The organism is Chryseobacterium binzhouense, assembly GCF_007474545.1.
In the GTDB taxonomy this organism is placed as follows: Bacteria; Bacteroidota; Bacteroidia; order Flavobacteriales; family Weeksellaceae; genus Chryseobacterium; species Chryseobacterium binzhouense.
Map to the genome: position 1 here is coordinate 18310 of NZ_VKOG01000009.1, position 12400 is coordinate 30709.

General features: G+C 36.1%; 8 protein-coding genes. 1 reads left to right on the forward strand and 7 read right to left on the reverse strand.

Annotated features, from left to right (window positions below; all coding sequences use genetic code 11):
- Window positions 1-122: 122 nt before the first annotated feature.
- The 7 genes from FNE73_RS15820 to FNE73_RS15850 all read right to left on the reverse strand — a co-directional run bounded on the left by FNE73_RS15820 (window position 123) and on the right by FNE73_RS15850 (window position 8686).
- On the reverse strand, window positions 123-2183 hold the full coding sequence (locus tag FNE73_RS15820; protein ID WP_143885525.1) for a T9SS type B sorting domain-containing protein: 2061 nt from the start codon (window positions 2181-2183) through the stop codon (window positions 123-125).
- Between the two features lie 114 nt (window positions 2184-2297).
- Window positions 2298-4361: a T9SS type B sorting domain-containing protein gene (locus FNE73_RS15825; protein WP_143885526.1), complete on the reverse strand. Its 2064-nt coding sequence runs from the start codon at window positions 4359-4361 to the stop codon at window positions 2298-2300.
- Window positions 4362-4451: 90 nt separating this feature from the next.
- Window positions 4452-5687, reverse strand: a complete 1236-nt coding sequence (locus FNE73_RS15830) for an MFS transporter (RefSeq protein WP_143885527.1) — start codon at window positions 5685-5687, stop codon at window positions 4452-4454.
- Between the two features lie 94 nt (window positions 5688-5781).
- A complete protein-coding gene (locus tag FNE73_RS15835) occupies window positions 5782-6144 on the reverse strand; it encodes a hypothetical protein (protein ID WP_143885528.1) in 363 nt (120 codons plus the stop codon).
- Window positions 6145-6213: 69 nt separating this feature from the next.
- Window positions 6214-7713: a GH3 auxin-responsive promoter family protein gene (locus tag FNE73_RS15840; RefSeq protein WP_143885529.1), complete on the reverse strand. Its 1500-nt coding sequence runs from the start codon at window positions 7711-7713 to the stop codon at window positions 6214-6216.
- Between the two features lie 186 nt (window positions 7714-7899).
- Window positions 7900-8154 (reverse strand): hypothetical protein, encoded by a 255-nt coding sequence (locus FNE73_RS15845; RefSeq protein WP_143885530.1) that lies wholly within the window; start codon window positions 8152-8154, stop codon window positions 7900-7902.
- 142 nt (window positions 8155-8296) lie between these two features.
- Window positions 8297-8686 (reverse strand): hypothetical protein, encoded by a 390-nt coding sequence (locus tag FNE73_RS15850; protein WP_143885531.1) that lies wholly within the window; start codon window positions 8684-8686, stop codon window positions 8297-8299.
- Between the two features lie 247 nt (window positions 8687-8933).
- Between FNE73_RS15850 and mfd the strand changes: the two genes are divergently transcribed.
- Window positions 8934-12296 carry a transcription-repair coupling factor gene (mfd, locus tag FNE73_RS15855; protein ID WP_143885532.1) on the forward strand — a complete coding sequence of 1121 codons (3363 nt, stop codon included), beginning with the start codon at window positions 8934-8936 and terminating at the stop codon, window positions 12294-12296.
- Window positions 12297-12400: the final 104 nt, after the last annotated feature.

Consider the following 12400-nt stretch of genomic DNA (forward strand, 5'->3'; position numbering starts at 1 on the left):
ATGAGTAACTAATATTTCTATGTTGATAACTTTAAAATAGCCTTAAAACAATAGCTAAAATGATGTTGATAAAAAAATCACCCCGATTATGAGGTGATAATTTTTTATTGAAAGATATAAGGTTATTCTCTGTTTTTGATAAGAACCCAACCGTCATATTTTGTTGAAGTACTGTTAGGATCATTTTCATTCCATGTAATAGTATACCAATACGTACCTGTACTTAGTTTTTTACCACCGGAAGTTCCGTCCCATTTGTAGTTTCTAACTTTATCTGCCTGATAAACTTTATTTCCATACCTATTATAAACTGTGAATACTAAATTCTTTTTATAAGCTAAAGCAGAATAATCTATCACATCATTTACATTGTCTCCGTTTGGAGTAATTGCATTGACAAGGTTTGGCACTGTAAGCTGTACCTGAATAGGATTACAGTCGTAAGTATCTTTTACGAATATTTTGTTTTCACCTCTTGGTAAGTCAGTAAAGACATTTGAAGACTGCCAGTTGATTCCGTTTAAAGAATATTCATAAGGTGCAGTTCCTCCCGAAGCGTAGACTGTGATTGTATTGTTTTTAATATCAACGCTTGCAATAACGGGCTGCGGTGTAGGGTAGATCTTTACTTCCTGATATGTAAAACATTTACCTGTCTTCAATCTTACCCAGTAAGAACCTACGCCAACTCCCTGAATGGTTTGTGTTGTAGCTCCTGTGCTCCATTCATAACCATCAAAACCAGGTCCTGCATCTAAGGTAGTTCTGTCTTCCATGCAGATTGTTTTATCCTTTAAAACAGTAGACTTTACAGGAGGCAATACTTTTAAGGTAATACTTGTAATAGCAAAACATGCATCTGTACTTGTAACTCTTACATAAACTGTTGTAGCATTTGAAACAAAATTGTTAGGATTTGCAATTTGATTGGTTCCTGCCAAAGCATCGGCCTGAGTTCTGAAGAATCTCTTTGTAGCTCCTGCCAACGTAGTTACGTTTGCTTGGGTAAGATCAAAAGTTGCTGTTGTGATAGAGTTTTCGATAAAACAAGATTCCATTGTAGCAGGCGTTAAAGTAACTACCGGGTAAAATTGCAACGTAATTGTAGAATCATCTGTACAACCTTCCACTGAAGTTACTTTCACATAAATTGTTTTGGGTGCAGACACATACGTTATAGGATTGGTGATCTCGTTGGTTCCGGCGTTAAGATCTGCTAAAGTCGGATAGTATTTTTTTGTGGCAGTAGGATCATCAAACACATTTGCAAGAGTAAGATTGAATGTTCCTGTACCTGCATTATTGTTGTTGCAGGCAGTAAGTGTAGCGTCTTTAGCTACTATATTTCCTTGTTTGAATTTGAATTTACCAGTTTGATAACATCCATTAATAGGATTGTTTGGATTTGAAGGATCGTTATATTCTACTCGGAAATAGTAAACGGTTGTGCCATTTATTGTAGTAGTTGTGATAGGTTGGTCACCTGTAATTGCATCATTAACATTATCATGGTAACTGATTGTAAAAGCTGTATTGCCGTTTAAAATACCACTGCTTAAGGTAGTGAAGTCAAACTGCATTGGTAATGCGCATTTGAGGATCTCCTGTGGATCTGCAGGGTTTGGTGCAGGATTTCCAGGCGTAATAAAGGGGTTTGGCGTTAAAGCAGGATCTGAAAATGGCGAAGATAATGATGCGGTACCGCTCCATAACAAGGAAAAGCCACTATTTGCTGCGTTACTATAGTTATCAATTACCAGATAATAAGTTTGACCAGCCACAACATCCAAATAAGGTTCAAAATAAGCTGAACCACTTGGTGTAAGTTCAAGACCCGTGTTTCCTGTGGGAGAAATTCCGGCAAAATTACATCTGATAGGCGTTCCCAACGCGGAACATGTTGCGTTTGGTGCATAAACTGCAAAGTCATAATCGGTACTGTTGTTAACTGCATCAATTGTAAATGCTAATGTTCCGGAGGTTTGTACTGTAAAAGTATACCATACCGAAAAGTTTTCATCGTCAATTAAACATCCTCCTAAGTCCTCCAAAATATTTCCCGGACCACCAGGAGTGAAGGAAATATCTGAGTTACCGCATACCGGAATTGCCGTAATACAATCCGATTGCGAATAGAAGAACTGCGATAATGTTATAATAAAAAGAAGTAATATTTTTTTCATTCTAAAATGATATTTAGAACAAATTTACTTAAAAATTTATTTGTGGAATGTAATATTTGCAATCAAAAATGCAAAAAGCCGCAAAAAGCGGCTTTTATTATAAGGTAATAATTCTTATTCTCTGTTTTTTACCATTAGCCAGCCAGAATATTTGATTGGCGTTTTAGTTTTATTGTTTTCGTTCCATGTAACAGAATACCAGTAGTTTCCGGTAGAAACCCTTTTGCTTCCGTTGGTAGTTCCGTTCCATTTGTAACCGTTGGTTTTATCAGCCTGATAAACTTTTGCGCCATATCTGTCAAAAATACTAAGAACAAGGTTTTCTTTTCCTGCTAATGCGGAATAATCTATTACATCATTTATTCCGTCTCCGTTTGGTGTAATGACATTTACCAGATTCGGAACGACAATGTTTACCTGTATCGGCTCACAATCGTATGAATCTTTTACATAGATAGTGTGATCCCCTCTTGTTATGCCAGTAAATACGTTAGAATCCTGCCAGTTTACATTATCAATAGAATACATATATCCCGGTGTTCCGCCCGTTGCATTTACGGTAATAGTGGTATTTGAAACATCAATGTTAGAAACTACCGGCTGTTCAGATGCATATACTTTTACAGTCTGTGTAGAAGTACAGTCTCCAGTTTTAAGTTTTACCCAGTAAGTGCCTACTCCTACATTAGAAATTGTCTGCGTAGTGGCACCTGTACTCCAAAGGTATGAGCTGAATCCCGGTCCTGCATCTAATGTAGTCTTGTCTTCAAAACAAATGACTTTATCCTGTAAAACTGTAGAATATACCGGAGGGAAAACAATTAAATTCACTTTAGCAACAGTAAAGCATCCGTTCCCGTCAGTAACTCTGATATATACTACTCCTGTTGGTGCAACATAGTCGGTGAAGTTGGTAATTTCGTTTGTTGAATTTACCGCATCTGTCATAGATGGGAAATACTTTTTAGTAGTTCCGGTTGGATTATTGATTAATGCCGTTTCCAGATTAAATGATCCTGTTGAAGGGTTCGATTCAATAAAGCAGCTTCGCAGCGTTGCTTCCGTTACTGTGATAACAGGATAAAACTGTAGCTTGATCTCTGCAATATCTGAACATCCAAAAGGAGTAGTTATCAATACAAAAACCGAACCTCCAGCAGATGTATACTGGTAAGGATTAGCTATTTCTATATTGTTATTAAGATCATACATTGAGGCATAATACTTTTTAACATAAGTAGGATCATTGATTACATTCGCTGTCGTAAGGTTGAACACTGCCTGTCCTGTATTATTGTTATTACATTCTGTAAGCGTATCATCGGTAGCAACGATAGTACCGTCTTTAAATTTAAACTCACCTGTCTGTTTACACTTGTTGATAGGATTATTCGGATTGGTAGGGTCGGTGTAAGTTATACTGTAATAATAAGTGTCTGTGGTATTTACTGTAATTGGAGTTGTGATAGGATTGTCTCCGGTCAGCAAATCATTGGTGTTATAATGATAGCTTACGGTAAAATTTGTATTGCCATTAATGATTCCATTGGTTAAAGAACTAAAATCAAATGTTGCAGGATTGGAGCAGACAATAATTTCGTTCGGAAGAGTAGGGTCTGCGTTTGGTAAGCCTGGAGCAATAAAAGGATTCGTAATCAGTGTAGGATCATTAAATGGTGATGCTAATGTAGCTGTACCTCCCCATGTAAGTGAAAACCCGTTCGGACTGTTGGAATAATTATCAATTACCAAATAATATGTTTCACCAGGTAAAACATTCATAAAACCGCTCCATTGACCATTTACAGCTGGATGTACTGTTGTAAGGTTAAGTCCTGTCGGACCATCAAGACCGGAAAAGTTACAGCGAATAGGTGCTCCTAAATTGCTGCATGCTTTATTAGGACCATAGACTCCAAAGTCATAATCATCATCAAAAACATTAGGATTTATTGTAAAAGTGAGTGTTCCTCCGGTTTTAATAGTGAAAGTGTACCATACGGAAAAGTTTTCATCATCCGTTAAGCATCCTCCTAAATCTTCAAGGATATTACCCGGTCCGGAAGGGGTATAGGATATTCCCGAGTTTCCACAAACTGTAATCGCTGTAGGACAGTCAGATTGTGCAGAAATCATCTGAGAAATAATCATTAAAAATATCAGTAAAGCTTTTTTCATTTTGAAAAATTTTTAAGCACAAATATAAAAAAAATAACAATCTAATGGTAAGTTTTTTATTTTGCATGTATTGTTAACGATAGATCACTCCTAATATTGCATTTTTCTTAATCTTGAGTTGGAAATTCCTACAATTGCGGCAATAAGCACCGTCATACTGCCTCCCAGAATAACCGATCTTACCACTCCAAAAAGTTTTGCAGCCAAACCGCTTTCAAATTGTCCCATCTCATTGCTAGACATGATGAAAATAGAATTGGCACTCAATACCCTTCCCCGAATATGATCCGGAGTTTTCAGCTGTACAATGGTGCCTCGGATCACTACTGAAATTCCGTCCAGCATTCCGCTCAGAACAAGAAACATGAATGAAAGCCAGTAATATTCCGATAATCCGAATCCTATAATACATAACCCAAAGCCGGCAACAACAGCCAGTAAAATTTTGCCCTGATTTTTTCTTAGCGGCACCAGAGAAAGCGTTGTAATAATAATCATTGAGCCAATATCTGATGCAGCATTCAGTAATCCTAGACCATTGGCTCCAGATTTTAATATATCAGTAGCAAAAACAGGAATCATGGCAACCGCACCGCCAAAAAGTACAGCAAACATGTCCAGACAAAGTGCTCCTAAAATTTCTTTTGTTTTAAAAATATAGGAAACTCCTTCTTTAATGCTTTCCATTACTTTTATTTCGTCTTTTTTGTGTTCAGAAAACTGGGGTTTAAGCTTCCAGAAGAAAAATGAAGCTAAAATCATGAAACCAATTACAGCAACCAGCGTCCATTTAATTCCATAAAACTCAATTAAAAATCCGCCTGCTGCATGACCGCAAACAGATGAGATCAGAAATGTTGCCTGATTTAATGTAATTGCATTGGGAAGATTTACTTTTTGTACAATTTTAGGAATCATTGAAGGTACTATAGGACCGATAAATGCTCTTGCAATTCCGGTAAGAAAAATTACGGCGTAAATAAAATAGGTAATTTCATGTCCGGAAAAGTGAAGTTTAACATTCAGAAAAGCAGGGATGAGTAAAAGACTGATGAGAAATACATAGGCGTAGTTACAGATGAGCAGCAGTTTCTTTTTTTCGTTCATGTCAATAACATGACCTGCATATAAAGCACAGCTTACGGCAGGAATTACTTCAGAAAGTCCTATCAAACCAATTGAAAACGGATCTTTTGTAAGCTGATAAACCCACCATCCTAATAATGTTGCCAACATTCTGAATGCTAAAACAATAAAAAATCTTCCGGTAAGAAGATTTCTGAATTCTGTATTTTGTAGTGTTTTGAGCGGTAAAGATGAAATCATGGTGCAAAAATAGCCTTAAATCTTCATTCAAGGCTATCTGTATTTTTTATTTTCAAAAGATAAATAAAATATCTATTGAGAGATAAAGTCTATTTTAATCTGCACGTGATGAGCTGATCACAATTGCAGCGGCTGCGGCGGCACCTATTACAACAGCACCTGTCGTTACTCTTGCTTTTGATCTGTCTTTCACAGATGCGATATTAGCTTTTGGAATTACCACTTCCGTACTGTCTTTTTTGCCTTTTGTACCAATGATATTATCACCTGCTACATTTCGGAATAAAATCGTTTGCTTTTTTGAGCCGTCTCTTGGAGTTACTACATAGATTTTTCCTGCTTCAAGATTAGAGTAATTATTTTGTGCAACATCTTCGCTATATTTTGTAGTAGCGCATGATGATATTACAAATAACGACGTTAATAAAGATGATTTTAAAAGTACAGATGCTTTCATTATAATTTTTTAGTTTTTCAAATTTATAATTTTTTTTGAATATATGTTTTTGTATTGAAGAAAATGTAGCTAAATTTTATAAACTTTCAGCAAATCTGCAATTTTTCTGTCATTTGCCAGTCTGGGAATCTTATTTTGTCCGCCCAGTTTTCCTTCAGATTTTGCATATTCATTGAAGGCGTTTTTTCTGAGTTTTGAAATTTTGAGTTTCTGCAGAATATTCCCTGAAATGAGATCGTCATAATATGAGTTTCTTTTTCTGAGCTGATCGTCAAGCTCGCTGCTGAATAAATCGAAGTTTTGCGGTTCTTTTTCAAATTCAATAAACCACTCATGATAAGGTAATCCTTTTTCTGGGTTGACTTGAGGGGCGAGATGAAATTCAGTAATCTGTGCAGGATGCTTTTCCAATGCCGCTTTCATGGCTTCTTCCACTTCAAAAGCAATGACGTGTTCTCCAAAAGCTGACGTAAAATGTTTCGTTCTTCCGCTTACCAGAATTCTGTGCGGTTGTTTGTCAATAAATCTTACCACATCACCGATGGAATACGCCCAAAGTCCGGAATTGGTTGTAAGAATTAATGCATAATCTTTATTAAGTTCGACATCTTTCAATGTCAGTCTTCTGGCGTTGGGTTTGCCATATTCTTCCAGCGGAATAAATTCATAAAAAATTCCATGATTGGTTAAAAGCAGCAATCCTTCTTTCGTGTAATCATCCTGAAATGCAAAAAAACCTTCCGAGGCAGGAAACGTCTGAACGATATCTACACTTCCACCCAGAAGTTCTTCCATTTTATCGCGGTAAGGTTCGTAATTTACACCGCCTGTAACAATAAGCTGAAGATTGGGGAAGATCTGTTTTATTTTTTTGCCGTGCTTTTCAATCAGTTTTTCAAAATACATAATCAGCCATGGCGGAATTCCCGAAATCAGAGTCATGTTTTCTTTTTCGGTTTCTTCCACAATTTTATCTACTTTGGTTTCCCAGTCTTCTATCAGGTTGGTTTCCCAGCTTGGCAAACGGTTTTTCTGGAGATAATTTGGAATGTGATGGGCAACAATACCCGAAAGTCTTCCGGTTTTTATCCCGAAAACTTCTTCCAGTTCCGGGCTTCCCTGTAAAAAAATCATTTTTCCGCCTACAAAATCGGCATTATTTTTTTTTGCGATATAATGAAAAAGTGCACTTTGAGCTCCTTTTACCTGATAAGGCATTCCTTCTTTTGAGATCGGAATATATTTTGCGCCGGAAGTAGTGCCGGAAGTTTTTGCAAAATATTCAGGAGTATCTGTCCAGAGAATATTTCGCTGTCCCTTTTTCACCTTTTCTATATAAGATTTCAGAGCTTCATAATCTGCGACAGGAACTTTATTTTGAAAATCCTGTACAGAGTATATTTCTTTAAAGCCGTGCGTTCTTCCGAAAAGCGTTTTTTCTGCGTGCCTCACAAGCGAGAGCAGCAGTTGCTCCTGATTCTTTTCTGCATTTAGTTTGAAATCCTGTGCTTTTCTTACGCTTTTTTTTGCCCAGATTAATGCTGCTTGTTTCTTTAGGAAATTTAACATGGTTCAAATTTATAAATAAGATAAGATATGAGAGTGAAAAATTTGGTATGATTCGCTAATTTACTTTCAACAAACTATTATCTGGCTATTTTTTTCAATAGTATTGAAAATTTCCGTTTACTGTATGTGATAGTCAAAATTTACTTAAATAAAAATGCTGATTCAAACATCGAATCAGCATTGGAATTATTTATTCACTTTATATCTTTTGTCCGGCGTTCCGTCCTTTTTCAGCTTTTGATTTTCCTTGTATCTTTTGTCTGGAGTTCCGTCTTTTTTAAGCTTTACCGGAGGTTTTGCAGATGGCGTTTCGGCTGCTTTCAAAGGTTTTATCTGTTTGGTTACAGTAGTTTTAGACGTTTTAGCGGCAGGTGCGGTCTGTTGTGCTGTAGCAAATCCCAATCCTATTACAAAGGATAGGGCAGTTAATAATTTTTTCATTAGTTTGAATTTTTAGTTAAAGTAAAATTAAAGAAAAACTTAATATAAAAATTATTTTTTCTAATAATAAATCCGAATTTTCATAGCATAGAAAAATCCGCTTCTATTGAAACGGATTTTATTAAGCTTATTTTTTAGTTTATTATCTGGTACAGTTGGCTCTCCATGTTTTACCATCGGCAGTGTAAAGCATCTTTAGTTCATTATTATCAATTCTTACATATACCAGAGCATTAGAATTAATCATAACTAAAGTGTTGTCTCCTTGTTTTTCAAACTCAAGACCGTTCAGATCAGGGATTCCGTTTGAAAACCTGAAGTTATACTTAGTTCCGCTGGCAATTTTTGTTACGAATACTTCTCCGTTGTCTGTAGAGATATTGTTTTGGTCGTCCGTGTAGGAAATACTTCCTTTATACGTTCCTGCAAAAAAGTCATTGTCTGCGGGATCGTCATCACTTCTGCACGAGGTAATTGACGTTACTGCAAAAAGGAAAACAAATACTCCTAAAATTTTTAATACATTTTTCATAATACTTATTTTTTTGGTTTATGGAGTAACAATTTTCAAACATTGTGCCTAAGCTTGGTTTTGATTTATTTATTAACTTTTTTTAGAATATTTTGGATTTATTTTAAGGTAAATAAGATTTTATGTTAAAATTCATCTTGTTGTAAGGATTGTTGGGATAACTTTAAAACAAACCTTACCTTTGTAGAGACATTTGTACGGTTTCGGAAAACTCCCGAAATCGTTTTTGTCGTTTTACAGATTATTTATGCAGTTAAAAAATATCAGCGAAAAATTTTTGCCGGATTTGTTGAAAAAAGAATTTGGAAAAGAAATTCTGCATTCTACGGACAATCATTCACATCTTTTGGTAAGGGGAAGTGCAGGTTCTTCGCCTTCGGTAATAGCAGCCAAAATTTTCCTTATAACAAATAAAACCGTGCTTTTTCTTCTTGACGAAAAAGAGGAAGCGTTGTATGCCAATACCGAAATGGAAGATTTGCTGGGCAATGAGAATGTACTTTATTTTCCTGCCACTCATCTTGAGCCTTATCAGGTAGAGAAAACCCAGAATGCCAATCTGGTTCTTCGTACCGAAGTTCTTAATAAAATCAATTCTGATAAATCTCCGAAAATGATTGTGGCTTTTATGGGAGCTTTGTCTGAAAAAGTTCTTAAAAAAGAAGACTTTAAAGCCATTTCGCATCATATTAAAGTTGGCGATCAGCTTGATTTTGATTTTGTGGATGAACTTTTGAACCATTATCAGTTTCATCAGACAGATTTTGTTTCTGAGCCAGGTGAGTTTTCTGTTCGCGGGGGAATTGTAGATGTTTTTTCTTATTCCAATGAAAAGCCTTATAGAATCACATTTTTCGGCAATGAAGTTGAAAATATTAAAACTTTTGATATAGAAACTCAGCTTTCGGTAGATAAAGTGAATGATTTTCAACTGGTTTCCAACATGAATTTTTCAGTTTCGGGAACGAAAGTTTCGCTGCTTGAAATTCTTCCGGAAGACACGATCATAGTTTCTAAAAATGCAGTGGTAGGTCTTCAGAAAATTAAAGCATTTTATGAAAAATCGCTGGAAAAATATGAAAATCTAAACAAAGATATTGCTCACAGAGCACCGCAGGAACTTTTTATTTCTGATGAAGAATTCTTGTTTGATTACAAAAAGTTCAAAACCATAGATTTTAGCAGTGTCGGAATTGATGCTGTGAAATCTTCTGAAGTAAAACTTAATCAGATTACGCAGCCTTCTTTTCATAAAAATTTTGAAATGCTTATTGAAAATCTTCTTGAAAAGCAGGAAGAAGTGTATGATCTCTGGATTTCCTTTTCATCAGAAAAGCAAAAAGACAGACTCGAATCTATTTTTGAAGAATTGGGACATAAGGTTTCTTTCAAAAGTTTTAAATCTGAACTTCATGAAGGCTTTGTAGATCAGGATTATAAAATTCTAGTATACACAGATCACCAGATTTTTGACCGCTATCAAAGATACAAAGCGAAAAATGCTTTTGCCAAATCTGAACAGTTGACGCTGAAAGATTTAATGTCTTTAAAAATAGGAGATTATATTGCCCATATTGACCACGGAATTGGGAAATTTATGGGATTGGTGAAGGTGAATAATGATGGAAAAATTCAGGAATGTTTTAAACTGACTTATAAAAACGGAGATTTATTGTACGTAAGCATTCATTCTTTGCATAAAATTTCGAAATACAACGGTCCCGACGGAAAAGAAGTTGTATTGAGTAAGCTGGGATCTCCTGCCTGGAAATCTTTAAAACAGAAAACAAAAGCCAAAGTAAAACAGATTGCTTTTGACTTGATTAAACTGTATGCAGAAAGGAAAACAGCAAAAGGTTTTGCATTCAGCCCGGATTCTTATCTTCAAAATGAGCTGGAAGCAAGTTTTGTATACGAAGATACCCCCGATCAGGAAAAGGCAACCATTGATGTGAAAAATGATATGGAAGATGACGGAGTGATGGATCGCTTGGTTTGTGGAGATGTAGGTTTTGGTAAAACTGAAGTTGCGATCCGTGCTGCTTTTAAAGCGGCAACAGACGGAAAGCAGGTTGCAGTTCTGGTTCCGACTACCATTCTTGCTTTTCAGCATTACAGAAGTTTCAAAGACAGATTAAAAGATTTTCCGGTTAATATATCGTACATGAACCGCTTCAGAACAGCAAAACAGAAGAGTGAAACGATTGAGGGTTTAAATAACGGAAAAATAGATATTGTAATCGGAACGCATCAGCTGACTTCCGAGAAAGTAAAATTCAAAGATTTAGGATTGCTGATTATTGATGAGGAACATAAATTTGGTGTTGCCGTAAAAGATAAACTCAAAACGCTGAAAAGCAATATAGATACCCTTACTCTGACCGCAACTCCGATCCCGAGAACATTGCAGTTTTCGTTGATGGCTGCAAGAGATTTGTCGGTGATAAAAACTCCGCCTCCCAACAGGCAGCCTGTAGAAACCCAGATTGTCGGTTTTAATGAAGAACTGATCCGTGATGCGGTTTCATACGAATTACAGCGTGATGGACAGGTTTATTTTATCAACAACAGGGTAGAAAACCTAAAAGATATTGCAGGACTTATTCAAAGGTTGGTGCCTGACGCAAGAGTAATTACAGGTCACGGTCAGATGGACGGAAAGCAGCTGGAACAGAATGTTCTGGACTTTATGGAAGGCAAATATGACGTATTGGTTTCTACCACCATTGTGGAAAGTGGGGTAGATGTTCCGAATGCGAATACCATTTTCATCAATGATGCGCAGCGTTTCGGAATGGCAGATCTTCACCAGATGAGAGGAAGGGTAGGACGAAGCAACAGAAAGGCTTTTTGCTATCTCATTACACCACCATTTGATATGATGACTTCTGATGCAAGGAAAAGACTGGAAGCTATTGAGCAGTTTTCGGATTTGGGAAGTGGTTTCCAGATTGCAATGAAAGATCTTGAAATTCGTGGAGCCGGAGATTTACTAGGTGGTGAACAGAGCGGATTTATCAACGAAATGGGTTTTGAAACGTATCAGAAGCTCATGCAGGAAGCTTTGGAAGAGCTTAAAGATGATAAAGATTTTGAAAATTTGTTTGAAAATGAAGAAGAACGGCAAAAATTATTCAAATCTGTAAAGGAAGTAAATATTGATACTGATTTAGAGTTGATGCTTACAGATTCTTACGTATCAAGCACCGAAGAAAGATTACAGCTTTACCAGAAACTGGCTGAAATTGATAACGAAAAAGACCTGCAGAAGTTTGAATCTGAACTGAAAGATCGCTTTGGAGAACTTCCTAAAGAAGCAGTTAATTTACTGAAAAGTGTCTCTCTAAAATGGCTTGCGGCAGATATTGGTTTTGAAAAAATTGTTATGAAAAACGGAATTTTCCTTGGTTATTTTCCCGGAAATCCGCAGGATAAGTTTTATCAGACGGATAAATTTCGTCACATTATTTCGTATCTCACCCAAAATCCTGCTCAGGCTCAACTCAAAGAGAAGGTGGCAAAAGAAGGAAATCAACTGATGATGCGAAAAGATAAAGTGAAAAATGTGGATGAAGTAAATGTGTTGCTTCGATCTATTTTAGGGCAGTGATCATTGTTTGTTTTATTAATTTTTAGTGGAATTGTTTTTTTAGTGCGAAATTTTCAATTTATATCCTTTGGAATTGAAAAATAATTATATTTGTGCCAAAATAA